Annotated in this window: 19 protein-coding genes and 6 pseudogenes; 20 read left to right on the forward strand and 5 right to left on the reverse strand. The window is 54.0% G+C overall.

All coding sequences use genetic code 11. The annotated features are described in order from the left end of the window. Position 1: 1 nt before the first annotated feature. On the reverse strand, positions 2 to 1,180 hold the full coding sequence (locus N7E01_RS04060) for an RNA/DNA-binding domain-containing protein (RefSeq protein ID WP_289174702.1): 1,179 nt from the start codon (positions 1,178 to 1,180) through the stop codon (positions 2 to 4). A 303-nt stretch (positions 1,181 to 1,483) separates the two neighbouring features. On the opposite strand from N7E01_RS04060, the pseudogene N7E01_RS04065 reads away from it, so the two are divergent. Next, positions 1,484 to 3,174: pseudogene (locus N7E01_RS04065) on the forward strand (type I restriction-modification system subunit M). A 286-nt stretch (positions 3,175 to 3,460) separates the two neighbouring features. Further along, positions 3,461 to 4,636, forward strand: a pseudogene (locus N7E01_RS04070) (IS3 family transposase). Between the two features lie 278 nt (positions 4,637 to 4,914). Here the strand turns inward: N7E01_RS04070 and N7E01_RS04075 are convergent. Beyond that, complete coding sequence (locus N7E01_RS04075; protein ID WP_289174703.1) at positions 4,915 to 5,883, reverse strand: IS5 family transposase; 969 nt, start codon at positions 5,881 to 5,883, stop codon at positions 4,915 to 4,917. Here N7E01_RS04075 and N7E01_RS04080 point away from each other — a divergent pair. The 7 genes and pseudogenes from N7E01_RS04080 to N7E01_RS04115 all read left to right on the forward strand — a co-directional run bounded on the left by N7E01_RS04080 (position 5,875) and on the right by N7E01_RS04115 (position 12,341). Then, complete coding sequence (locus N7E01_RS04080; RefSeq protein ID WP_289174704.1) at positions 5,875 to 6,378, forward strand: restriction endonuclease subunit S; 504 nt, start codon at positions 5,875 to 5,877, stop codon at positions 6,376 to 6,378. The two genes, N7E01_RS04075 and N7E01_RS04080, sit on opposite strands and share 9 nt — an antisense overlap. Before the next feature lie 29 nt (positions 6,379 to 6,407). Further along, positions 6,408 to 6,905: a restriction endonuclease subunit S gene (locus N7E01_RS04085; RefSeq protein WP_289174705.1), complete on the forward strand. Its 498-nt coding sequence runs from the start codon at positions 6,408 to 6,410 to the stop codon at positions 6,903 to 6,905. A gap of 19 nt (positions 6,906 to 6,924) precedes the next feature. Next, positions 6,925 to 8,595 carry a type I restriction endonuclease subunit R gene (locus N7E01_RS04090; protein ID WP_289174706.1) on the forward strand — a complete coding sequence of 557 codons (1,671 nt, stop codon included), beginning with the start codon at positions 6,925 to 6,927 and terminating at the stop codon, positions 8,593 to 8,595. Between the two features lie 8 nt (positions 8,596 to 8,603). Then, positions 8,604 to 10,037, forward strand: coding sequence for a type I restriction enzyme subunit R domain-containing protein (locus N7E01_RS04095; protein WP_289174707.1), 1,434 nt, complete (start codon positions 8,604 to 8,606; stop codon positions 10,035 to 10,037). Between the two features lie 34 nt (positions 10,038 to 10,071). Further along, positions 10,072 to 10,607, forward strand: a pseudogene (locus N7E01_RS04105) (AlbA family DNA-binding domain-containing protein). Beyond that, a complete protein-coding gene (locus N7E01_RS04110) occupies positions 10,601 to 11,569 on the forward strand; it encodes an ATP-binding protein (protein WP_289174710.1) in 969 nt (322 codons plus the stop codon). The pseudogene N7E01_RS04105 and the gene N7E01_RS04110 overlap by 7 nt, the downstream one beginning before the upstream one ends. Positions 11,570 to 11,618: 49 nt before the next feature. After that, positions 11,619 to 12,341, forward strand: a complete 723-nt coding sequence (locus N7E01_RS04115) for a M48 family metallopeptidase (protein ID WP_289174711.1) — start codon at positions 11,619 to 11,621, stop codon at positions 12,339 to 12,341. A gap of 111 nt (positions 12,342 to 12,452) precedes the next feature. Here the strand turns inward: N7E01_RS04115 and N7E01_RS04120 are convergent, their stop codons facing one another. After that, on the reverse strand, positions 12,453 to 12,833 hold the full coding sequence (locus N7E01_RS04120; RefSeq protein ID WP_289174712.1) for a hypothetical protein: 381 nt from the start codon (positions 12,831 to 12,833) through the stop codon (positions 12,453 to 12,455). A gap of 390 nt (positions 12,834 to 13,223) precedes the next feature. Between N7E01_RS04120 and N7E01_RS04125 the strand changes: the two are divergent. The 6 genes and pseudogenes from N7E01_RS04125 to N7E01_RS18385 form a co-directional block, all read left to right on the forward strand. Beyond that, positions 13,224 to 13,730, forward strand: a pseudogene (locus N7E01_RS04125) (tyrosine-type recombinase/integrase); the annotation flags it as partial. A gap of 139 nt (positions 13,731 to 13,869) precedes the next feature. After that, positions 13,870 to 15,036 carry an IS4 family transposase gene (locus tag N7E01_RS04130; RefSeq protein WP_289174713.1) on the forward strand — a complete coding sequence of 389 codons (1,167 nt, stop codon included), beginning with the start codon at positions 13,870 to 13,872 and terminating at the stop codon, positions 15,034 to 15,036. 11 nt (positions 15,037 to 15,047) lie between these two features. After that, positions 15,048 to 15,185, forward strand: a pseudogene (locus N7E01_RS04135) (integrase); the annotation flags it as partial. Positions 15,186 to 15,312: 127 nt separating this feature from the next. Next, the gene (locus N7E01_RS04140) at positions 15,313 to 16,569 is read left to right on the forward strand and encodes a transposase (RefSeq protein ID WP_289174714.1); all 1,257 of its coding nucleotides are present in this window, start codon (positions 15,313 to 15,315) and stop codon (positions 16,567 to 16,569) included. A 300-nt stretch (positions 16,570 to 16,869) separates the two neighbouring features. Next, positions 16,870 to 18,021, forward strand: a complete 1,152-nt coding sequence (locus N7E01_RS04145; protein ID WP_289174715.1) for a Fic family protein — start codon at positions 16,870 to 16,872, stop codon at positions 18,019 to 18,021. After that, complete coding sequence (locus tag N7E01_RS18385; RefSeq protein ID WP_434089575.1) at positions 18,021 to 18,446, forward strand: Abi family protein; 426 nt, start codon at positions 18,021 to 18,023, stop codon at positions 18,444 to 18,446. The genes N7E01_RS04145 and N7E01_RS18385 overlap by 1 nt, the downstream gene beginning before the upstream one ends. A 306-nt stretch (positions 18,447 to 18,752) precedes the next feature. Here N7E01_RS18385 and N7E01_RS04150 read toward each other — a convergent pair. Both N7E01_RS04150 and N7E01_RS04155 read right to left on the reverse strand, forming a co-directional pair. Further along, positions 18,753 to 20,046: pseudogene (locus N7E01_RS04150) on the reverse strand (type II toxin-antitoxin system HipA family toxin). Positions 20,047 to 20,060: 14 nt separating this feature from the next. Continuing rightward, positions 20,061 to 20,387, reverse strand: a complete 327-nt coding sequence (locus N7E01_RS04155; protein WP_289174716.1) for a helix-turn-helix domain-containing protein — start codon at positions 20,385 to 20,387, stop codon at positions 20,061 to 20,063. A gap of 390 nt (positions 20,388 to 20,777) precedes the next feature. Between N7E01_RS04155 and N7E01_RS04160 the strand changes: the two genes are divergently transcribed. The 5 genes from N7E01_RS04160 (at position 20,778) to N7E01_RS04185 (ending at position 25,299) form a co-directional block, all read left to right on the forward strand. Beyond that, a complete protein-coding gene (locus tag N7E01_RS04160; RefSeq protein ID WP_289174717.1) occupies positions 20,778 to 21,878 on the forward strand; it encodes an AI-2E family transporter in 1,101 nt (366 codons plus the stop codon). Between the two features lie 171 nt (positions 21,879 to 22,049). Then, on the forward strand, positions 22,050 to 23,114 hold the full coding sequence (locus tag N7E01_RS18390) for a sensor histidine kinase (protein WP_434089551.1): 1,065 nt from the start codon (positions 22,050 to 22,052) through the stop codon (positions 23,112 to 23,114). Between the two features lie 218 nt (positions 23,115 to 23,332). Then, positions 23,333 to 24,049 carry a response regulator transcription factor gene (locus N7E01_RS04175; protein ID WP_289174718.1) on the forward strand — a complete coding sequence of 239 codons (717 nt, stop codon included), beginning with the start codon at positions 23,333 to 23,335 and terminating at the stop codon, positions 24,047 to 24,049. A 132-nt stretch (positions 24,050 to 24,181) separates the two neighbouring features. Beyond that, positions 24,182 to 24,439 (forward strand): hypothetical protein, encoded by a 258-nt coding sequence (locus N7E01_RS04180; RefSeq protein WP_289174719.1) that lies wholly within the window; start codon positions 24,182 to 24,184, stop codon positions 24,437 to 24,439. Beyond that, on the forward strand, positions 24,409 to 25,299 hold the full coding sequence (locus tag N7E01_RS04185) for an efflux RND transporter periplasmic adaptor subunit (protein ID WP_289174720.1): 891 nt from the start codon (positions 24,409 to 24,411) through the stop codon (positions 25,297 to 25,299). The genes N7E01_RS04180 and N7E01_RS04185 overlap by 31 nt, the downstream gene beginning before the upstream one ends. Positions 25,300 to 25,326 lie beyond the last annotated feature (27 nt).

Raw genomic sequence — 25,326 nt, forward strand, 5'->3', positions numbered from 1 at the left:
TCTAGTCTCCCTGGCAAAACCGCCAAAAAGGTTCGGTCATCCACTTCGAATTTGATGGGCGGATTACCATTTTTTGCATCGCTGCCTTTGCCCGCTGAATACCATAACCATAACGGTTGACATAGCCCAAAGCCTTCATCGCCTCAGCAAGCACCGGATTACGATAGCTGCTGCGCTTTTCAAGGGTCTCTGGGGTCACTTCACCATAGAGACCACCGGGACTGTGGATTTCTATGCGGTCTGAAAACCAATAAAGCTTGACCGGGGTATTGGACTGATAATCCCTATGCATGATGGCGTTAAGCAAAATTTCCCTGACAGCCACTTCAGGGTAGTCAGAGATGCTTATTTCGCGCAGTACCGAGGCTGACTCGGGACGCTTGTGATTATTGGCCTTGATTCGAACTTCGACTTCTCGCAAAACCCCAAGCAAATCGCCGGAAATCTCCGCCTCATCATCCGGCCTGTCCGTCAAGGTCGTATCAGGCAGTCGCAAAAACTGGATATACGCTCCAGGCAAATAAAATCGGGGATTTTTGCCAAACAACAGCATGCCGGCGACAGTCGGTACATGATGCCGACTATCGAAGAACCGTAGCGAAGCCAGTTGATCTTCCAGTGATCGGTGGTTAAGCGCGATGACTTCCGGATCGATCACCTCTTGCCGGTAAACCTGGAATTGCAAAGTTGAAATATCACTTATTTCCGCCCCGCCAACGGGACTCGCATCGTAACTTCGAGCTTTTGAGATTCGCTTCTCAGTCAGTATGCGTTCTTCCTGCTCGTTGGCAGTCGCCTTTCGTGGCCCGACACGAACCCAGACCTGACCTTTGTAACGCAATGGGGGCAAATCGGATGGTTGCACTTCCACCACGGCAACGTCGGTACCTTGAAGGGCCATTTTTGCCACAGAAATAACAGGTAAAGGTTGGATGTTTCCATCAGAGCGTAAGGCGCCTAACTGTTCCAACAACTGTTCGGTAATCTCGATACCGGTAGGCCTACCATTCTTATCAACGCCAATCACCAGATACCCGGGTTGCCTGTGATTCGATAGATCATTGGCAAAAGCACACACGGCTTGGCAAAATTTGTCCGTTTTGCCAATGGATTCTGTACGCTCAACACGATCGCTTTCCAGATCCGCCATCAGCGTGGCAAGTTGTTCTTGCGTAATCATTAAAGCGTGTCTCCTGAGACGGCCAAGGAAAAAATGAATCGGGCAAAGTTTTACAGAGCTTTTGTTATCTGGGAATACACACCCATCCCTAGTTTACCGGCGAAAGCTTGACGACATCGCCACAGTGCGACCATTTCAGTCAACCCCGAATCCCCGCTTGTATCAAAATTTGACACATCCGCTGATACCCCACAAAATCCCCCGGTATGATCGAGGCCTTTGACCTCGCCCACTGCGCCAGCGAGCGCCCGCATTACCCGGAACCCATGGCATGACCCAACCCGTTACCCTGCAGCAACTTGAATCCTTTTATGGGAAGCCGCCGACATTCTGCGCGGCAACATGGATGCGTCCGAATTCAAGGACTACATCTTCGGCATGATGTTCCTGAAGCGCCTGTCGGATGCGTTCGACGAGGCTCGGGAAAACGTAGTTCAGTATTATCTGGACAAAGGCAAGACACCGGAACAGGCCGGTGCACTGGCCGACGACGAAGACGAGTACGACAAAACCTTCTACATTCCCCCAACGGCCCGCTGGGAGGCCCTGAAAGACCTGAAGCACGACATCGGTGCCGAACTGAACAAGGCCACCGAAGCCATTGAAGAACACAACCCGTCACTGGAAGGCGTGCTGGTCTCGATTGACTTCAACATCAAGAACAAGCTGTCCGACAAGAAACTGCGCGACCTGCTCAGCCACTTCAGCCGCTACCGCTTGCGTAATGGCGATTTCGAGCGCCCTGACCTGCTGGGTACGGCCTACGAATACCTGATCAAAATGTTTGCCGACAGCGCCGGCAAGAAAGGCGGCGAATTCTATACGCCATCCGAAGTGGTTCAGTTGCTGGTGGCCCTGTTGAAACCTACCGCCGGCATGCGGGTGTATGACCCCACCTGTGGTTCAGGCGGCATGCTGATCCAGACCCGCAACTACCTGGCCAGCCACGGTGAGAACCCGGCCAACCTGTCATTATTTGGTCAGGAAATGAACCTGAATACCTGGGCCATCTGCAAGATGAACATGTTCCTGCATGGCGTGTACAGCGCGGATATCCGCAAGGGGACACCCTGCGCGAACCGCAGCATACCCAGCAGGGCGAACTGATGACGTTTGACCGGGTGATTGCCAACCCACCCTTCAGCCTGAAAATGTGGGGTAAAGAAGAAGCCGACAACGATGCCTTCGGGCGCTTCCCCTATGGCACCCCGCCCAAAGATGCCGGCGACCTGGCCTTTGTGCAACACATGATCGCCAGCCTGAACAGCGAAGGCATGATGGGCGTGGTGATGCCGCATGGCGTGTTGTTTCGCGGGTCCAGCGAAAAAGAGATTCGCAAAGGCCTGCTGAACGACGACCTGCTGGAAGCCGTGATCGGCCTGCCCTCGGCCCTGTTCTATGGCACCGGTATTCCGGCCTGTTTGTTGATCATCAACAAAAACAAACCCGCGGATCGCCGGGGCAAGGTGCTGTTCATCAATGGTGAGCTGGAGTACGAGGAAGGCAAGAACCAGAACAAACTGCGGCCGATTGATATTGACAAGATCGTAGCCACGTTTGAAGGCTATACCGAGATTAAACGGTATTCCAAAGTGGTGAGCCTGGAGGACATTGCCCAGAATGACTACAACCTGAATATCCGGCGCTATGCCGATACCTCACCGCCACCGGAGATTTTTGATGTGCGGGCCATTCTGCATGGCGGTATTCCGGTACGGGAAGTGGAAAGCGAGTATATGCGCGAGGAAATCCTGGAGGATTTTGATGTATCGACCGTGTTTGTGAAACGGGATGCGGCGTATTACGAGTTCAATCCCGCCATTGAAACGCGGGAACAGATCCGGGACATGGCGGGTGAGGTGGATGGCAAGATCATTGCCCAACTGGAACGCTGGTGGGACAAATACAAAGTGTCGCTGAATGAACTGGATGAGCAGGTGGCAGAGGCCGAAAAGGTGATGCGCGGGTACTTGAAGGAGTTGGGGTATGAGTGAGGTGATTCCGGAGGGCTGGACCCGCAATCCGCTGACAAAGTACTGTGATGTTGTTGGCGGGGGACTCCTGACAGATCAGTAAAAGAATATTGGGATGGTGATATTCCATGGATTTCACCCACAGAGGTTACGTCAAATACAACAAGATTCGTCTCAAGGACGAAGGAAAAAATCACGCAGCTTGGCCTCGAACGAAGCTCAGCAAAGCTGCATCCCTGAGCTTCCCTGATATTTCGTCTTCCATCTGGGTGACATATTATTAACGTCACTTGAAGGAAGATGAGCAATGAAGATACCTCGACAGTCATACACCCTGGAGTTCAAGGAATTAGCCGTCAAGCGGGTCAAGGATGGGCAGTCGTTTTCAGCGGCTGCCAAGGAGCTTGGCATCAATGAGCAGACGTTACGAAACTGGTCGAACGCAGCAGCTCGTGGTGCGTTGACAGGCTCTTCAAGCAAGCCAGTTTCTGAAGAGCAGATGGAGCTCTCGCGACTACGGGCTGAGAATGTCAGACTCAAGCGTGAGAACGAAATCATAAAAAAGGCAGCGGCGTACTTCGCGAAAGATGCACTGTGAAGTACGCCTGGATTGATCAGCATCGTCAGGAGTACGGTTTGGCACAAATGTGCGGCGTCTTGGCGGTCAGCGTCAGCGGCTATCGCTGCTGGAAGCGTGGTGGTACGCCTAGCCGCAAGCGGTTGACGGATGCGCAGATGCTGGCACTGATCAAGGCGATCCATGCCGAGCTCAAGGGCGCCTATGGCAGCCCGCGCATGCTGAGGAACTGCGAAACCGGGGTTCTCGGCCAGTAAAGCGCGGGTGGAACGATTGATGCGAGAAAACAATGTGCGAGCACGGCACAAGCGCCGCTACAAAGCCACAACGGATTCGAAACACAGTCTGCCGGTGGCGCAAAACTTGTTGGATCGCAACTTTACGCCCAGCGCGCCGAATGAAGTCTGGACGTCCGACATCACCTACCTGTGGACAGATGAAGGCTGGCTGTACCTGGCCATCGTTCTGGATCTGTTTAACCGGGAAGTGGTTGGCTGGTCTTTGAAACCACGCATGACTGCTGATATTGTGACCGACGCACTGACCATGGCCTGGTTTCGGCGCCGGCCAGCTGCGGGCTTGATCCATCACTCTGATCGGGGAAGTCAATACGCGAGCCATGCCTTTCAATCGCTGTTGTCGGAATATGGCATGACTTGTTCGATGAGTCGAAAGGGTAACTGCTGGGACAATGCACCAACGGAAAGCTGGTTCAACAGTTTCAAACACGAGCGCGTCTTTGGTAAACGGTTCCAGACACGAGACGAGGCCAGAGACATGAGCTTTGAATACATTGAGGTGTTTTACAACCGGAAAAGGCAGCATTCAACTCTCGGATATTTATCGCCAAGCAATTACCTGCACCGTTGGCTTAGTCAGCAAGCAAAGGAAAAGCTGGTAGCATGAACAACGCCCTTTGGTAGACGAAAAACAGAGGGAACCTCACCCGCTGGATCGTTACTAATGACGAGCCGAGCAAGTATCGGTTATGTAGCCATAAATACAATTCCTATGGCAACCAATCAGGGCTTTCAGACACTAAGGACGGTCTGAACAATCAGCCAGCCGACCCAAATTCATCACTGCTTGTCGCCTGATTTCAGAAAATCAGAAAAAACGTCCAAAATCCCGATTTTCCGTCGTGTTTTCGCTCAAAAGAGCCCGTTTCCGGGCCCCTTGGTGCCCTATGGGCGCACCTCTGCCATCAAATGTCGTCGCGCCATCCACAGATTGCTCAACGTGAACAGCGTCAGCAACTGCGCGGTGTTTTTCGCCAGCCCCCGATACCGCACCTTCGTATAGCCGAACTGACGCTTGATCACCCGAAACGGATGCTCCACCTTGGCCCGCAGGCTGGCCTTGGTGTGTTCATAGGCGTCTTGCAAGGATTGCACCGTCTTGCTCAACTTCTTGCGCAGGCTCGGGCGCAACGCAATATGCCACTGCACATCGCGCCCCTGGTGTTCTTCGCGCTTGCCCACACCTTGATAGCCCGCATCACCCAAGACCAGTTCTTCCTCCCCGTGCAGCAGCCCATCGACCTGCGTCACATCCGCCACGTTGGCCGCCGTACCCACCACCGAATGCACCAGGCCCGTATGCAGATCGACCCCGATGTGCGCCTTCATGCCGAAGAAGTAGTTATTGCCTTTCTTGGTCTGGTGCATCTCGGGGTCCCGCGCGCCCTGGGCGTTCTTCGTCGAGCTGGGCGCATCGATGATCGTCGCGTCCACAATCGTTCCCCGGCGCACCATCAGCCCATAGTCTTGCAGCAGCAGGTTCACGCCTTCGAACATTTCTTCGGCAATGTTGTGCTTCTCAAGCAGGTGACGAAAGTTCAGAATCGTCGTCTCGTCCGGCGCACGACCACCGGGCAGCTTGGCGAACTGGCGCATCGAAAAACTGTCGTACAACGCCTCTTCCATCGCCGGGTCGCTCAGGTTGAACCATTGCTGCATGAAGTGAATCCGCAGCATCGTCTCAATGGGATACGGCTGGCGACCCACCTTGCCTTCTTGCGGGTAGTGCTTGGCAATCTCACCGGCCAGGTAATCCCACGGCACCGTGCGATCCATCTCGTTCAAGAACTTCTCACGGCGTGTCTGCTTGCGCTTACCGGCAAATTCCGCTTCAGAAAAACTCAGTTGGCTCATGATGAACAGACTCGTGAGGGTGTGACAGACGAAGTTTACCGTTGCGCGGGGGAATTGTTCAGAGCTTCCCTAAGGTGCAAGCGAGGAACACTTGCCGAGTACCTCTATTACTACATAGACTCTATTCGACCAGAGCTTGAAAGAATATCAGCAGGTAGCACCTTTTCTGAAATTCCATCTTCCAGCGTAAAAAAACTTGAGATAACACTACCCCCTCTCCCCGAACAACAAAAAATCGCTACCATCCTGTCATCCGTCGATGACGTGATCGAAAAAACGCGTGCCCAAATCGATAAGCTCAAAGACCTGAAAACCGGCATGATGCAGGAGTTGCTGACACAAGGGATTGGGCATACAGAGTTCAAGGATTCGCCGGTGGGGAGGATTCCGGCAAGTTGGTATGTTGCAAAAATTGACGATTTGGTTTCAAAGGTCGGAAGTGGCATCACTCCCAAAGGGGTAGCGATACTTACCTCGAATCAGGAATACCTTTGATCCGGAGTCAGAATGTTCATTCAGATGGTTTGAGACTGGAAGACGTTTCATTTATCAGCCTGGCACAACATAACAAAATGCGTAACAGCCAACTTAAAGGGAATGATGTCCTGCTGAACATTACAGGTGCCTCAATAGGGCGTTGCTATTACTTACCAAGCGATTTTGGCGAAGCTAACGTAAACCAACATGTTTGTATCATTCGCCCTAAGAAAAATTTATGCAACCACATATACCTTGCCCTTTTTCTGAACGCTCAAGAGGGCCAAAGACAAATAATGTCCCTTCAGGCTGGCGGCAATCGTGAAGGGTTAAATTTTCAGCAGGTTCTATCAATTGCTCTGGCACTCCCTCCTGTAGCAGAACAAATTGAGATAGCAAAAACAGTTTCCAGCATAGAGTCAAACATCCGGTCTTTAAACAGAAAATTTTCAGATTTGGCAGATCTCAAAAAAGCCCTGATGCAAGACCTCCTCACCGGCAAGGTCCGCGTAAAACCCGATCCCACGGAGGTCGCTGCGGCCTGATTCTCAGTCGCCCATTGCCATGTTCCAGGACGAAATCCACAAAGTCGAACAGCCCGCCCTTGACCTGCTTCAACGCCTGGGGTGGCAGTACATTCCGGGCGCCCTGCTCGCTCCGGCGGCCGACACGAACCCCGCCCAAATAGCAGCGCGCAGCTACTTTCGCGACGTGGTGCTGGTCAAGCGTCTGGAACAGTCCATCAAGCGCCTGAACCCCTGGATCAACGACGAAAACTTGCGCAAAGTCGTGCGTGACATCACCCACCCTGTTCACGCCGGGCTGATGGAATACAACCACGCGCTGTGGCAGATGCTGGTGAACTATGTCTCGGTGGAACAGGATCTGGGCAAGGGTCGCAAGGGGCAGACGGTCAAGATCATTGACTTCGACACCCCGGGCAACAACGATTTTCTGTGTACCAACCAGTTCAAGATCGAAGGTCCGATCCAGAAGATCATTCCCGACATTGTGTGTTTTGTGAATGGCCTGCCGCTGGCGGTGATCGAGTGCAAATCGCCCTACACGGCCGATGCCATCGCCCAGGGCATTGAGCAGCTGCGCCGCTATGCCAACCTGCGTGACCCGTCGTGCGAAGAAGGTGCCCAGAAACTGTTCTGGTACAACCAGTTGATGGTGTCCACCTGCCGCGATCAGGCGCGGGTGGGGACCATCAGTTCAGGCACCGCCCACTATGCCGACTGGAAAGATGCCTGGCCGCTGACGGACCGCCAGATTCTGGATCTGCGCAACCAGCCCCTGGCTGAACAAGCCGCCACAGTGTTACACACCGACGATGTACCGTCACCAGACTACCTTCATGCGGCGATGCGCATGGCCCAGGGCCACAGCGATGCCCCCGACACCCTGACCGCGCAGGAACGTTTGCTGGCCGGGTTGTTCCACTGCAACCACTTTCTGGACATCATCCAGAACTTTCTGATCTATGAACCCATCGACGGGCGCCTGATCAAGAAAGTAGCCCGCTACCAGCAGTACCGCGCCGTGAACAAGGTGATTGAACGGCTCAAGACCGGCACCACCCGCAAGGAAAAATCCGGTGTGGTGTGGCACACCCAGGGCTCGGGTAAAAGTCTGACCATGGTAATGCTGGCCGTGAAAATGCGCCGCGATCCGGAGTTACAGCAGTACAAACTGGTGTTTGTGACTGACCGCACCCAGCTCGACAGCCAACTGTCCACCACCTTTCGCAATGCCCAGAACGAAACCGTCTATAACGCGGGCTCGGTGGCTGAACTGAAAGCCTTGCTGCAAAAAGATGCGTCCGACATCGTGACGGCCATGGTGCAGAAGTTTCAGGAGGCCGAGCAGGAAGGTGACTTCACCAACCTGAACACCAGCGACAAGATCATTGTGCTGGCCGATGAAGCGCACCGCACGCAGTTTGGCGGGTTGGCCATGACCATCAATGCCGCCCTGCCCAATGCCCCCAAGATCGGTTTCACTGGCACGCCGCTGCTGAAAACCCAGAAAATGGACCAGGCCTTTGGCGGCTACATTGACCAGTACAAAATCAATGAAGCGGTAGACGATGGTGCTACGGTGCGCATCATCTACGAAGGCCGGCAGGTGAAAACCGATGTCGTGGGTGATTCGCTTGACGCCCTGTTCGATGAATACTTCAAGGACTACAGCGACGAGGACAAGCGGGCGATCAAGAAAAATATGGGGTAGAACGGGCCGTGCGCGAGGCCCCGGCCCGGATTCGCTGGGTGTGCATTGATCTGCTGAAACACTACCGCGAACATATTCAGCCCAACGGTTTCAAGGGCATGATCGTGGTGGGCAGCCGCCATGCCGCCACCGTGTTCAAAACCACACTGGATGAACTGGGTGCCCCGCCCTGTGAAGTAATCATTTCCGGCAGCCACAACGGCCCGGCCTACCTGGCACCCTACACCGACCCTACCCGCCAGAAAAACATCATCAAGAATTTCACCAAGCCGCTGGATGAAGATCCCACGGCCTTGCTGATTGTGAAGGACATGCTGCTGACCGGTTTTGATGCGCCGATTGCCCAGGTCATGTACATTGACCGCAGCCTGAAAGACCACACCCTGATGCAAGCCATTGCACGGGTGAACCGCACCTACAAAGGCAAACAGGCCGGCTTCATTGTGGATTACTACGGCTTGTCAGACCACCTGACCCAGGCGCTGGAACTGTTCAGCAGTGACGATGTGGAAGGCAGTTATGTAACGCTGCGCGATGAACTGCCCAAGCTCAAAGCCGCCCATACCCGCGTGGCGGCTGTGTTCAAAACCGTAAAGGGCCAGGACATTGATGATTATGTGCTGCACCTGAAGGATGAAGAAACCCGCCAGCAGTTTGACCTGGCCTTCAAACGCTTTGCCAAACAGATGGATGTGGTGCTGCCCGATGCCGCTGCCCAGCCCTTTTTGGCCGACCTGAAACTGTGGGGTAAAGTGCAGCATGCCGCCCGCAACCGCTACCACGACTCTGGCCTGAACCTGCACGATGCGGGGGCCAAGGTGCGCAAGCTGGTCGATGAACATATCATCAGCACCGGCGTGGACCCGAAGATTCCGCCGGTAGACCTGATGGACGCCAATTTCAAGACGGCGGTGGAACAGATCAAATCCCCGGAATCACGAGCCTCGGAAATTGAAAGCGCCATCAAGCACCACATTACGGTCAACCTGGACGAAGACCCGGAATACTACAAATCCCTGAGTCTGCGGCTGCGTGACATCATTGAAAAGACCAATGGCAAGTGGGAGCAGCAACTGGAATTGCTGCTGCACATGGTGGGCACCATTGAGTCCGACCACAAGAAAGCCGCCGACGACCTGGGCCTGAACCCAACCGAATACGCCTTCTACAATATCCTGATGGCGGAAGTGACTCAGCTGACGGGGGATGAAACCGTCAGTGATACCATTCACGACGAAATCAAGACCACGACGCAGGCGCTGGTGGCTGTATTCGAGGAAGCCACACAGATCGTGGATTTTTTCAGCAAACCCGATGAAATCAAACGCCTGAAGAAAGAGATCAAGCGTGCCGTACTGGACTGTTCGTTTAACGACAAGGAGCTGGTCACAGTGCTGCAAGACCGCTTCATGGAACTGGCCAGAACGAAGTTTGGACAATAAGCGCCACAATTAAAGAACCTGACGGGCACGACGCATGACTTCATTGATCGAACAACTGCTCAGCACAGAGGAAGGGAAAACGCTGGAGTTTAAGCGTGACCTGTCATCCCCTCGAAACATCCTCAAGACGCTGGTGGCTTTTGCCAATAGCGCGGGGGCCAACTCTTGATCGGGATAGATGATGATCGCCAAGTGGTTGGGGTGGAACGACCGCTGGACGACGAGGAACGCCTATGCAATCTGATCGCAGACTCAATCAGCCCACACCTGGTACCTAATCTGGAGATCGTGACCCATCAAGGCAAAAGCATTCTGATGGTTGAAACCTTCCCCAGCAATTCGCGGCCTCATTATCTTAAGAATGAGGGGCAGGACAAAGGCGTTTACGTCCGTCTGGGATCAAGCAATCGCCCGGCGGGTGCAGAGCTCATCGCAGAATTGAGGCGCTCTACGACTGGCGTGACTTTCGACGAACAACCCATGCCTACCTTGAGCATCACTGACCTGAACATGGATGACGCGCAACGCCTGTTCGGACCGGATCACCCCTTACCGAAGAAGCGTTGCTGACCTTACGGCTGCTGGTGCCTGAACAAGGTCGCCTGGTTCCAACCAAAGGCGCTATCTTGCTCTTTGGCAAAAACCGCTTGCAACACTTCCCCGATGCCTGGGTGCAGTGTGGACGATTCACAGGAACAGACAAAGCGCGTATTTTTGATCACATTGAGATTCATTCCCACCTTCCTGGCTGTGTCGAAGAGATTATGAATTTCCTGAAAAAACATGCCATGCGAGGTGCGGATTTTTCTGAGATTCGACGCAAAGATGTCTGGAGCATCCCCTTACCGTTGTTGCGGGAAGCCATCATCAATGCCCTGGTACATGCCGACTACTCCCATCAAGGTGCTCCGGTACGTGTAGCTTTCTTCGACAACCGGATTGAAGTGGAAAGCCCTGGCATCCTTGTGCCCGGCATGACTGTCGAAGCTATGAAGCGCGGAGTTTCAAATCTGCGTAACCGGGTCATCGCACGGGTTTTTCGTGAGCTGAAGCTGATCGAACAATGGGGTAGCGGTGTCAGCCGCATTTTTCGGGAAGCCAGGGAACATGGATTACCTGAACCTACAATTGAAGAAATTGGCATGCACCTGCGGTTGACCGTGTATCTGAAGAGCCAGGCTGCAACCGAAACAGGCGCTGCAATGTTGACTTCAGACCAGAGTCACTCAAGCAGCACACAACAAGACCCGGTATCAAGGCTAGAGTCAAGGCTAGAGTCGAGGCTAGAGTCAGCACTTGCGGCTAGAGTCGTTTTACTTCTGGACAACAAAGCAGCTGGCAAAGCGGAACTTGCCAGTTTGATGGGTCAAAAGGCCGTTTCGGGCGCCCTGCATCGTCAGATCAGATTGCTGCTGGACCGCCATCTTATTGAGATGACCTTACCCGACAAGCCCAATAGTCGATTTCAACAGTATCGCCTGACAAAAGAAGGCGTTACTGTCGTCACTGAAACCAAGAAAGCGTTGGGGTAAGCGTGCAGCAAGATCGATTCATGGAACTGGCCAGAACGAAGTTTGGACAATGATGGTCGCCACCGACGAACACACCGAGTACCGGGACGGCAACGGTTTCATTGCCGAAATCATCCGCACTGACCGACGTAAAACCGCTGATTTGCGGGTGGAGGACGGTGCGGTGTCGATTATCGTGCCTCGACATGTCTCGCTTGAGAAAATCGACCAGATTCTGGCCTGCAAACGCCCCTGGATCAAGGAAAAACTCGCCCTGCATCGCGAAGCTGCGCCCGCCAATGGCAAAGTGTTTGTCTCGGGAGAGGCCTTCCCCTACCTGGGTCGTAATTACCGGTTGAAGGTCGAACAAGGCCCATTTGCGCCGGTGCGCCTGGTGCAGGGCCGCCTGGTGGTTCAAGTGCCCCAGGGCAGTGAACAACCGCACATGGTTCGCAACGCCCTGGTGCGCTGGTACAAGCGGCAGGCTGAACAAAAACTGGCTGAAAAAGTGGCCCGTTATGCCCCGATTGTGGGGGTGAAACCCCATGGCGTTGGCATCAAAACCTTCAGGTCACGCTGGGGTAGCTGCACGGTTCACGGAAAGCTGGAATTCAACTGGCAGATCATGATGGCCCCGAACCGCATGGTGGATTACGTGGTGATCCATGAACTGTGCCATTTGATCCGGCATGACCATTCACCTGAATTCTGGAAGGAGGTGGCACGGGTGATGCCGGAGTACGGGGAATGCCGGATGTGGTTGAAGATGAATGGGGAAAGGTTGAGGGTTTAATAGGTTACGGGCAGGCAACGGCTTCGGATATCTAGATTGTGAGTGACTGCTTTCGGCCAGGAGCGGTCATCGACACAGCCCCGTGTCGCGAGCGGCAGAGCTTCAAACGAATCATTGGACCCTCCGCAGGGTACGCCGAAACCACTCATACATGACCGCCATTGCTAGTTTTGCATCCGCCTCAAGAATTGAGACAGGATGTTCTTTGGTTGCCAAAAACCTTGTGCCGAAGGAGTGAGGATGGTCATTGGCCTTTCGGTGGGTAAACGGATTGCGCAGTTCCCTGATACGGTCAGTACTATCAAGCAGGTCGTCAGGTAGCGACAGGTGCTGGCGCGCCGACTTGATCATTAGCTCTAAAGTTCGTCGTTCTTGCGTCGGCACGATACTTTCAAGTTCCTCGCTGAGAGTTTGCTCTATAAAGGAAGTCGCAAGTAGTATTGCTCCGATGAAATGACCGGAAACGAAGCAAAGCCTAGCTTCTTCCATCATGCGTAGGACTGCCATCTCACCTGTAACCGCGCCGTGGGGCGAGATGTGCTGAGCTAGCCACTCAATTCGGTTCGCTCGCTCACCTCGGGACGACTCATCTGCTCGCGAGAGCGCGTCGATCAGATTTTCGCGAGTAGCAGGTATTGCCATAGGCTTTCCTAGCAATTGAGTTAGCGGGCGACGTCAGGCTAAATATATCGCAGATCAATAGTCGAACTTGGCGGTTCGGTTATAGGACTTTTGCAAAGCGCCAGAGTGGCATTGCATGCGGCCCCGGTAAATGTCTGCTTTGGGTCGAATAGCGTCTGATCATATTTTCATTCGACAACCTATCGGGTTTTCGTGAGTATCAGCAAACTAAAACTCCTTTCCCTAAAAAAGGAGTTTGTCATGAAACCGAATACTCACACCGCCTTGACGCACGACCCTTGGAACAAGGGCAAACTCGTTGGGCAAAAAGCACCATTAAAGCTCAAGGACATCTGGGCTATCCGTGTCCGACTACAACTGTCAAATGATATCCGTAATCTTGCTCTTTTCAATCTCGCGATTGACAGCAAGCTACGAGCGTGCGATTTGGTGAAACTACGAGTCCGAGATATCGGACACGGAGAACACATAGCAACTCGTGCGATTGTTATGCAGCAGAAAACCCAACGTCCTGTGCAATTTGAAATTACTGAGCAAACACGCGAATCGTTGGTGACGTGGATACGCTATAAACAGTTGCGCGCTGATGATTTCATTTTCTCAAGCAGGATTCACGCATCTTTGCACTTGTCGACTAGGCAATATGCTCGGATTGTAGATGCTTGGGTGACCGCCATCGGTTTAGATCCGACCACATACGGCACGCACACAATGCGAAGGACAAAGGCGTCATTAATCTACCGACGTCAGTAGTGTCCCAACGTTTTCACATTGGGGCGTAATAAGTTAATGATTTACCTTGGTTTTCTGGCATTACAGTCTGGTCTCGATTTGAACGTCGAGGCCATGGCTTATGGTCTTGCGTATCTGTACGCAAAGGACCGCCATGAACCAAGGCAAGCTTGTCTTTTCTCAGCTGATGGCTTTTCTGCCGCTGAGCACTTTTCGTCGTTGCGTGGCTCGCTATCGGGGCAATCACAAGGTCAAGGATTTTTCCTGCATGGATCAGTTCTTGACGATGGCCTTTGCACAGCTGACTTATCGGGAGTCGCTGCGCGATATCGAGCTGAACCTGCGCGCGCAGACCAAGCGGCTGTATCACATGGGCCTGCGCTGCAAGACCGTCTCGCGCAACACCTTGGCCAACGCCAACGCCACGCGTCCTTGGCAAATTTATGCCGACTTTGCGCAGCATTTGATTGCGATGGCACGAACGCTGTATGCGCAAGAACCGCTGGCCATCGACTTGGACGCGACGGTCTATGCTTTCGATGCGACCACCATCGATCTGTGCCTGTCGGTGTATCCGTGGGCGCCGTTTCGTCAGCGCAAGGCTGCGGTGAAGCTGCACACCTTGTTGGACTTGCGCGGTTCGATTCCGACGTTCATCCACATCAGCGACGGCAAGCTGCACGAGGTCAACACCTTGGATTATTTGCAGATCGAGCCCGGCGCCTACTATCTGCTGGACCGAGGCTATCTCGATTTCGGGCGGCTGTTTCTGATCCATCAGGCCGGCGCCTACTTCGTCACCAGGGCCAAGTCCAACACCAAGTTCAAGCGCCGCTACTCCCGACCGGTCGACCGCCTCAACACCAATGTCGTGTGCGATCAAATCGGCGTGTTGACGGTTTTTTATTCCAGCAAAGACTATCCCGCACCGCTGCGTCGCGTCGTAGTCAAGGACGACACCGGCAAGCGCATCACTTTTTTGACCAACAACCTCGTGCTCGAACCCACGTTGATTGCAGACCTTTACCGACAGCGCTGGCAGGTCGAGCTGTTCTTCAAGTGGATCAAGCAACATCTGCGCATCAAGACGTTTCTGGGCACCAGCGAGAATGCCGTCAAGACGCAAATCTGGATCGCGGTCTGCACATACGTGCTGATCGCCATCGCCAAAAAACGCCTGAATCTGCCCAATAGTCTTCATGAAATCCTACAAATCTTGAGCCTAACCATGTTTGAAACAACGCAGATAAATCAACTGCTTGAAAAACAAGAACCCGATGATGGATCAGAATTCGAGCCTAAACAGCTCGCTCTCCTCTGAAAAACGTTGGGACACTACTGTACCGACGTACAAAAAATCTCAGGGCGGTTCAATTGCTACTTGGTCATACCAAGCTCGAAAGCACGGTGCGATACCTTGGTATCGAAGTCGATGACGCGCTGGAAATGGCAGAGCAGACAGAAGTGTGATATTTACTTAGTCGGCCCTGAAAAATCCCCACAACCCGCATAAACACTGAAGATTGGGGCAATTTCGGATACCCGGAACTCCCGGTTTGTTGTCCAATAGAGGCTATTTTCTGGGAGTTTTATTTCGATGTTTGCCTGCCCTGCCACCGATGATTTTTTCCGTTCTCGCATTGATCAGATGATTGACCTTCGTCATCCGTTGGCGGTGTTGTCCTCGCGCATGCCATGGCAAGAACTTGAGGCACGGGTGGCCCATCTGTTTGTTCGTAAAGCCCACACGGGGGTCGCGATGCCGGACCTGGATTTGTTTGGCGAGAAGCCGCAGCGTCAGTCTTCGCGCAGCAACGCGGGTCGCCCACGTGTGCCGCTTCGGATCATGATTTCGCTGCTGTATCTGAAGCATGCGTTCAACGAATCGGATGAGGGCGTGGTTGAGCGTTGGGGTGAAACCCCAACATGGCAGTTCTTTGCGGGTCAGGCGTATTTCGAACACCACCGTCCCTGCGACGCCACCACGCTGGTCAAGTTTCGCAAGCTGTTGGGCGAAGAAGGGGTTGAAGAGTTGCTGGCACAGACCATCAACGTGGCCGTCGAACTCAAGCTGATCAAGCCCCAGAAGTTGAGCCGCCAGGCCGGGCGTTATGCCCATGCCCGCCAGTTCAAACGCATGCGCCGGGCGATTAAACGTCAACGAACCATTGTGGGTCGCTTATCGCGTGAGATGGATCGCAAGGCCAATGTGCTCGGTCAGGCGGTACGCGCCGCCCTGGATCAGGTCTTGAACAAGGCAAATCGTATCGCGGCCCAAAGCGCTCAGCGCAAGAGCGTCAAAGGCCAGCGCAAGCTGTACGCCTGGCACGCCCCGGAAGTCGACTGCATCAGCAAGGGCAAAACGCGTCGGCCCTATGAGTTCGGTGTCAAGGTCGGGATTGCCAGCACGTTCAAAGGCAATTTGATCGTCGGCGCACGGGCATTTCATCGCAATCCGTACGATGGGCATACGCTCAACGAACAGCTGGAACAGGCCACGATTCTGATGCAAGACTGTGCGCCGGCACCCGACACGGTCTTTGTAGACCTGGGTTACCGGGGCGTGGATGCGGACAATCCGCAGGTTCGCATTGTGCATCGGGGCAAGCCCAAACGGCTGACGGCGCTGGAACGAAAGCAGCTGAAACGCAGACAAGCCATTGAACCGATTATCGGTCATTTGAAAGCGAATCACCGGATGGATCGCTGCCACCTTAAGGGTGAAGAAGGCGACAAGTTGCATGCCGTGTTGTGCGCGGCGGGCTACAACCTCAAATGGTTGCTGCGTATGATTGCCAAGAAGGGGTACCCTTCTTGCAGGTCCTTTTTGCGCCTGAAAAAGGCACCGCCGTGAGGACGATTCTGACGGCATTGGCGTGGGAGGGGATGCTGACCGGTTAAACCGTCATCGCAGCGTCATGCAAAGACCCATGTTGGCGGCGTGACGCAGCGTCTTGAATGGCCGTTTTCGGCCAGAATGAATAAATCAGCAGCGACACATTAACCTCACTTCGTGCAGTGATTTCATGATGCTGAAAGCCCTCAAATGAGCACTTTCAGCAAGTCTGGCTCTTACCGCACAAGTGGCGACATAACCTGAAACTCCCCCAGACCAAGAATTGACGATGCGGCGAAAACACCCCACAATCACCGCATGAAATACGGTGAATATATCTGGCAATCGCCGCATTGGCCCAACTGGCACTACGATCTCACCGCCTTGGCAGAGACCCTCTCGGCGGTTAGCCGTGCCCAGGGCCTGCTGCTGGGCCGTCTTGCAGACGTTGGCATGGCGTTACGTGACGAAGCCAGTCTGGCCGCACTCACTGACGATGTGGTTCAAACCAGTGCCATTGAAGGCGAGACATTAAATGTAGCCAGCGTTCGTTCCTCGGTCGCTCGTCGCCTGGGCGTGGATATCGGTGCCCTGGCTCCGGTTGATCGGCACGTCGATGGCATTGTGGACATGGTGCTGGACGCCACCGGCAATGCAACATCCCCTCTGACCTCTGAACGCTTGTTCGGCTGGCACGCTGCGCTGTTCCCGACGGGTTATTCCGGAATGAGCCGGATCCGTACAGGTCAGTGGCGAGACGATGCCACCGGCCCCATGCAAGTCATCTCAGGCTCTATCGGCCGGGAGAAGATCCATTTTGAAGCACCACCAGCCAAGCAACTTGATGCTGAAATGGCACGCTTTCTGGCCTGGCTGAACACCCCAACCCCCACAGAACCCACCCTGATACGCGCTGGCTTGGGGCATCTGTGGTTCGTAACGCTTCACCCATTTGATGATGGCAATGGCCGGATTGCCCGCGCCATTGGTGATTTACTGTTGACGCGCGCTGATGGCAGCCCTCAACGATTCTATAGCCTTTCGGCGCAAATTCAGCGTGAACGCAGAGCCTACTACGACATTCTTGAGCAGACACAAAAAGGCGGAATGGAAGTCACCCTCTGGTTGAAATGGTTCCTGGCTGAGTTGCTGAAAGCAGTCGAACAGGCACACACCACTCTGGATCAGGTGCTGGCCAAGGCAAAGTTTTGGCAATGGGCGGCAACCATCCCGATGAATGAACGGCAGATCAAGGTGCTGAACCGGTTGCTGGACGGGTTTGAGAGAAAGTTGACCACCCGAAAATGGGCATCGCTTGCCAAATGCTCCCAAGACACGGCCCTGCGGGATATTACGGAACTGCTGCAACACAATGTCCTGCAGAAAGCGACTGCCGGTGGCCGAAGCACGCACTATGAAGTGCGTCATTTTGGTGGAGAAGCAGAAGTCTGCACTAGCCAAAAAACCTAATCTGGGATTTCGGGCTTCTTTCCAAGCTTTTTGCGGGCATGAAACATGCAGACCAAGACGAAATAGCGAAGATATACGGAGCACCTAACGGTATAGCGTTTGCGCAATGGTTGCGTAGCCTCAACTTCATCCGCAACGTATCGGCGCATCACAGTAGGTTATGGAATATTAACGTCGTGGAGCGATCTGCCATACCTGCTGACTGGCCCCAAGAGTTGGACAACTCCCGCCCATTTTTCTACTTATGCCTGATGCAGCAGTTGCTAAGCGTGATTTGCCCACAGTCCACATGGTCGGAGCGACTGATAGCACTACTGGAGAATGAGTTTCCCAAATTTCCTGGCGGCGTTCTTTCGACTGCCGACATGGGAGCATTTGTAAACTGGAGAGACAGCGCGCCTTGGAAAAGGCATACTCACAAATGAGAACCGACGCGTACACAATGTGCAGAGGCGCCGGGCATATTGTTGTCAATCATAAAGGCAGATGCCATAGGTAGTCAAGCTACCTGTTGGGGCCTACGCTCCACTATCTGTTTGCAATGTGAGCCTAGCCAAGCTGTACCGAATGGCACCATTACCCCTGAATTTCGGTACAGTACAGGTACACTCATCAGTTCTTCCGGTTTTCGTTAAACTACTCTAACCCACTGATTAAAAATTACTTTTACCTATTTCAACCTACGCTCAGCTTCGCCCTGTTTCCCTATACAGACACTGTCAAACGCAAACTCAACGCACCAACTGCTTTGCCTCTTCAAGATCGGGGTGATCAAAGGCGAGTTCAAACTCGTCAAGTTCCTGCGAAGTCATGCCAACGTCGATGGATTGGCCCACGGTTCGCCATTGCAGCACGGCATTCACCACCTGCTGCAGGATGTTCAAGGCCTGGTCGTTATTCAGAGAAAATTTAGATGCCTGGCTCATGAGCTGGGCCAGGCTGGTAATTGGCCCCGTGTCTTCACTTAGCCAGGTCTTGGACTCCCTGTCCTTGTCAGGCATCGGATTGACGTCGAATGCCGGGGACAATTGCCATTGGTTATTTCCCATGTAGAGAAAGCCGATGTTCTGCAAGTGGTCGTCCACATTGGTAATGAGATGATTAAACACCAGACGCCGCCACAACTGCTGAGCATCAGCGACGTAGTTCGCACAGACACCCTTCATCTGGTCAAGCAGCTCCGTATAGGCGTGCTCGTCTGTGCGACTGGCCTGGAGCAATGTAGCGCCGGATATGTAAGGAATGCGTGAGTCCTGGGTTGCTCGGTCGAAGCGTCGAATAATGGCAACCGGGGTAGTGTGCACAAGCGCCACATGGGCACTGGCCGCATTGATGCCCGCCAGAGCGGCCAGTTTAAGTGCAAGCACCTCGGCACGAGTCACACTGCGTTCGTCATTGATACTGGGAAACTTCCCGAGCGCAAGGAACCCTTGCTCGTCCAGAACGCTGCATTTGGGCCGCATGCCCCCAGAGAAGTGCCTTTGCCTTGAAGGTAACGCAAGTCTTCGGCGGTTTCCGTACCCCGCTCTACCGCTTCCGAGGACAGCAGTATTTTTCAAGTTCGAGCAAAGAAGGGGTTGCTCGCTTACCGGCCTGGACCGATTGCAAGAAGGCTCCACGGCTGTCCCGCAAACGCAAGGCCCCAAGCCTGCTGAAGTCGTCAACGGCACACAGGTAATCCAGCTCGGTCAACGCGCCAAGGGAGGGGTCGTTTTTACGACGCTTGGCATGAGCCCTGGCGATGACCCGCCGACCCCAGGCATCGGGCGCGGTATCCCCCATGGCAAGAAAGAACAGTGAGTCTTCTTTGGACGCGGGCTTACGTGTTTGATAGGTGAGCGCAGCAGTAAGGTCCGGGGACACGTTGAACGTTTCCTCATCTTCCAGCCAGCTTTGGAAGTAGGCAAACTGGGTGAACATGCGAGGCCCATTACGTACAAACACAAGTTTTCCAACAGGCGTACCGACTTTGCCCAAGCAAACATCAAGCTCGGTTTTGATGTTTGTACCTGTATGTGAAGCCATGTGATTCGAGCCTCTTAGAATGCCTTGGGTGTTTTGCGACGATTGCTATGAATGCGCGCAGGCAGCTTTGCGTCCATCAAGCTCAGTCCGACGGTATCGTCCGGGGCATCTAGAAGCAATCGCAATTTTTCCAGCTCGCCGAACACGAGCAGGGCGCTGGCCAGATATTGAAGTGCCATCCCGGGGTGCCCGTCCTCCATGCGCCGTACGGTGCTGACCGATACCCCCATTCGGGCGGCCAGGTCAGCCTGCGACAGCCCACGGCGCTTACGGGCAAGCTCGATATTTTTACCAAGCGATTTGATGGCGTTGTTGACGGGCACACTGGCAGCGGAACTCATTGCAAGCATCCAAATAAGAACGATTCTTTGAAGATAGTGCTTCAATCAGAGTGATTGTAGTTAAATTTTTTATCTATGCGATAGCTATGGTTCATATTAGAGCGTTATTTCATATAAATTGCTCTAATTAGAGCGCTATCTTGAATCAGGATTCGTCAAAAATGACCACCGCTCTACTGAAGTAGCACGGGCAAAGAACATGCGTACAGGCGGGACCAGAATTTCGTCATCGAAAATCGTTGCTGTGAGGTGTTTGCAGCGTCTCATTCATTTCTTCACGTCCGGCGGATAACCGTAAGACGTGGATTCTCTACGTAGAGGCTTTCTGGTACAAAAGGGAGTTTTCCCAAGAGCCCGCCCCGTCGATCGCCAACATAGCAAGAGCCCCCGATGAGTTTCCCGGATCGTACAAACAAGCATCCACTGTATACGACAGCCCTTTCGCTGTTCATCCTTTTCTGCGCCGGCTACCTCTTGATTCTGGGCCAAGGGCTTTTGATACCGTTCGTCGTCGCACTGTTTCTCTGGTATCTGGTCAACGTCCTGGCGGGGCTGTTCGGAAAACTGCATATCGCGGGAGTCCGTCCTCCGGGCTGGGCACGCTACCTTGCCGCCGGCGCGGTGCTAGCTGTGGCGATCCACATCGTGATCGGAATCATCACATCGAGCGTAGGCGAGCTGATCAGGGCGGCACCTGAATATCAGCGAGCCTTCCAGCGCGTGGCGTGGGACCTGCAGGAACGCTTCGAATTTATCGATATCCCGGAAATATCCAGGTTCATCGCCGAGATCCGTCTGGAGACGTATATCCGAATGCTGGCAACGGCCTTCAGCAGCTTCGTCGCGAACTTCGGCCTCATCACCATTTTTTTGTTGTTTCTTTTCATCGAGCAGCGGTATTTCGCGACAAAGATCAATGCGTTGATGCCCGACCCCAATAGCCGGGCCAAACTGTATGAACTACTCGCCGATATCGACAATGACATCCGTACCTACATCGGTATCAAGACCGCCACAAGTCTCGCAACGGCCGTTGCCTCGTTCTTTGTCATGAACCACGTTTCCCTGGACTTTGCCGGATTCTGGGCCTTGCTGATCTTTGTACTGAACTTCATACCCAACATAGGCTCGATCGTGGCCACGCTGCTACCCTCCCTTCTTGCCATGGTCCAGTTCGATACGTTCACACCGTTCCTGATCGTCGCGATCGGGATCACGACCATTCAAATCATCATTGGCCAGATCATCGAACCGCTGTTCGCCGGGAAAACACTCAACGTCACCCCGCTCGCCATCATCTTCTCTTTGGTGATCTGGGGCATGATGTGGGGTATCGCCGGCGCGTTCCTGTGCGTGCCCATCCTCGTGATCAGCATGATTATCCTGTTTCACTTTGACTCCACGCGCTGGCTTGCCATATTGCTAAGCCAGAACGGCCGTATCGCCCGACGCGGCCGAACCACAAACCACGAGATTCGCCATCGTGCCTGATACCGGGGTCAGCGTGCTGGTTTCAGGCATTTTTTAGGTGCTTTTGGGGTTACGGCACTCATCAACCTGGTTGCCTGGTGGGTCACGCGACGCGATGTCTTCGGGCTTTTCGCCCTGTTTGTCGTATGCAGCGCACTTCACTGGGCTAACTACGATGGTCTGATTGCCCCGATGCTTCAAGCACCCGCACCCGAACTGCTCATCTCGGTAGGGTATGTTCTGCTGGGGGCCCAAAACGTAACGGGCTCATTGTGCCAGATCAGGCTGCTTCAATTACCGGGAAATTTTCCCGGCATCCTGCGCTATTACCAGTTGCTTGGCGTTTTACCCGGCAGTCTGGTCATGATGTCTGCGTGGACGGGCCACTTTGAGGCACTGTCAACAATCATGTTTGTCGGCTTGCTGCCGGCCCCTCTGATCAGTTTTCCAGCCTATGTACGTTTGTGGAAAACAGGTCATTTGTCAGGGCGACTGATCGCCTGCGTACTGCCCCTGCATTTTTTCATCATGTGGCCCGCCATTCTAGGTGGATTGGGCTGGATAGATTTGCGTCCGTTATCGTTACTCGCAGTACGAAGTGCGGCGTTACCGGTCATTATTGTCTTGCATGTCAGTATTGCGTTGCAAACCCGTGAAGCCGAACGGGCTAATCATGCGGCACAACTTCGCGCAGCAGAAGCCCAGCTGAACTCAGAACGCGAAAAGAAAGCGCGCCAGGAACGGGAGCGCTTTCTTGCCCTTATTGCGCATGAGGTGCGTAATCCGGTGGCCGTGATCGAGGCTGCTGCGCACAGCTTGCGTTTGCTCGACCAACGCCGTGCGGATCCAGAACTGCGCAACCGTCGTTACGACAGCATTCGACGGGCCATCGACCGACTGAGTTCCTTGATGGAACTCACTGAAGCACAAGAACGCCTGCTGGGTGACACGGCCCATTTCAGGCCGGTTGATGTGTCTGTCATCAGCCAGTCTTTGCGCACCGCACTTGAGCCCGATATCATGGAGCGCGTAGTGATCAATACACCTGCCAACCTTCCCCGCTTGCACGGCGACCCCCACCTGATCTATTTCGCAGGATTGAACCTCATCGAAAATTCAGCCAGGTATGCTGTAGCAGGCACCCCCATTTTCTGGATGTTTACACGGCTGAAAATCAGGCTGGCAACGCGGGGATTGCCTGGCGCATACGAGATCATGGGCCGGGCATTCCCTGCATCAGGAACAAACCATCTTTGAACGCTATCAACGATTACATGAATCGGGGGGCATACAGGATTAGGTTTAGGGTTACCCCTGGTACGCGAAATCATGGAAAAACATGGGGAAGCTTGCGGCTTGACCGGACCTGGACCTGCGGGGCCTGCTTTACACTCTGGTTTCCGTTGCCTGCTTGCAATGAATAATTTTTCACCCTGTCAAACATGAATGGGTATAACGATAATACAAACCAACGTATGCACGTCGTCGTGGTTGAAGACCATGACGACTTGCGTGAAGAACTGGTTTTGCACCTTGACTGCGCCGGCTATGCGGCCACTGGGCTACCCAACGGCTCCACACTGGATCGTCACTTGCACGATCACACCTGCCATCTCATTGTGCTTGATCTGGGCCTTCCGGGAGAAGACGGCCTGAGCCTCTGCAAAAGGGTTCGTTCGATGTGGCCACATATCGGGGTTGTTTTGCTGACAGCCCGCGGCCTGCCCCATGATCGCCTGCTGGGACTACAAAACCAGGCAGATGCCTATCTGGTCAAACCAACCCCTCCTGAAGAGCTTCTGGCCGTTATTGCCAATCTGTTAGGCCGCCTGCAGCGCATGGGTCAGAGTGCCGTATCAACAGAATGCAACACCTTCTGGCGCTTTAGCCCTCAGACCCTTCAGCTGACGATACCTGATGGGCCTGTCCTTACCCTCACCCATAACGAAAGCACACTCTTGCAAACCTTGATCCGGTGTGGGCCAGGGCCAGCCAGCCGTCGTGAACTGGTCGAGGCACTTGGAGGTAGCTACCTTGATTTTGATGAACGTCGTCTCGAAATCGGTATGAGCCGTCTGCGCCGCAAACTGCTGACGGGCTCAAATGGCACCGAAGTCATACGCGCCGCGCGTGGTGTAGGTTACCAACTCACAATCATTTGCGAGCTTGACCAGCAAACGGCCCCACTCTAAATACCGGCCCGCACTGACTGTCAGGATTTGTCAGCCTCGCACCGGGTTGCACCGCTAGAATTCGGCCAGTTGAAACGCAGGGGCCGAGATGACACCATCCTCTTCAAAAATCCACCGGATGGTGGGCATGTTGTGCAGCACTTTTTTGATTTTCTGGACGTTATCGGGTTGCCAGCAAGACCGCACGTCCACCGGACACGCAAAGAGGAAACTCTTTCGGTCAACGTAGTGACGCTCAAAGAGCAACCGGTAACACTGACTCGTGAATTGGCCGGGCGCGCTATTGCTTCTGTCGTCGCTGAAATACGCCCCCAGGCTGACGGCATCGTGCAGCAGCTTTCATTTGACGAAGGGGTCTGGTGCAGCAAGGCCAGACGCTTTATCAATTAGACGATGCCTTGTATCGCGCCGATGTTGCAAGCAATCAGGCCAGCCTGAACCGCTCCCTGGCCACACTTGAAGCGGCCCGTCTGAACGCGCAACGTTCGACGGCTCTTTTTCAGCACAATGCGGTCAGTCGTCAGGACCATGAAACGGCACAGTCTGCACTGAAAGAGGCGCAGGCCGATGTACAACTGGCGCGTGCCGCCCTGGAACGTAGCCGTATCATGCTGGGCTACACACGCATTGTTGCGCCTGTCACCGGAAAGATAGGCAAATCTTCCGTGACACAAGGGGCGCTGGTCAATGCCAATCAATCGGCTGCCCTTGCCCGCATACAGCAGCTGGACCCCATTCATATCGATCTGAACCAATCAAGCAGTGAGCTGCTTCAACTGCGCAAAGCATTGCTGCAAGGCAGTCTCAGTGATACACGTGCCATCCCCGTGACAGTCATGCTTGAGGACGGTACGACCTATCCCCATACCGGCCAACTGATTTTTTCAGAATCCAGCGTAGATCCTGAAACAGGCCGTTACGCGCTACGCATAGCCGTACCCAATCCCGATCACATGCTTTTGCCGGGCAGCTACATCCGGGCCGTAATCAGCTATGGTGAGCGCCAGCAGGCGATTCTGGCCCCTCAGCAGAGCATTCTTCGCGATGCCAAAGGCACGGCGTCGGCACAGGTCGTGAAACCCGACGGAACCATCGAACAGCGTACGGTCCTGACCAACAGAACCATCGGCGATCAATGGCTCATTGACGAAGGCCTCAAGGCGGGCGACCGGGTCGTCGTGGAAGGTTTACAAAAGCTCAGGCCGGGTGTTGTGGTGCACGCTGCTGAAGCCACAACCGCCAACGACTGAACGGAAGTACGGATCATGGCCCAATTT

It is taken from the genome of Neopusillimonas aromaticivorans (genome assembly GCF_030344915.1).
GTDB lineage: Bacteria > Pseudomonadota > Gammaproteobacteria > Burkholderiales > Burkholderiaceae_B > Neopusillimonas > Neopusillimonas aromaticivorans.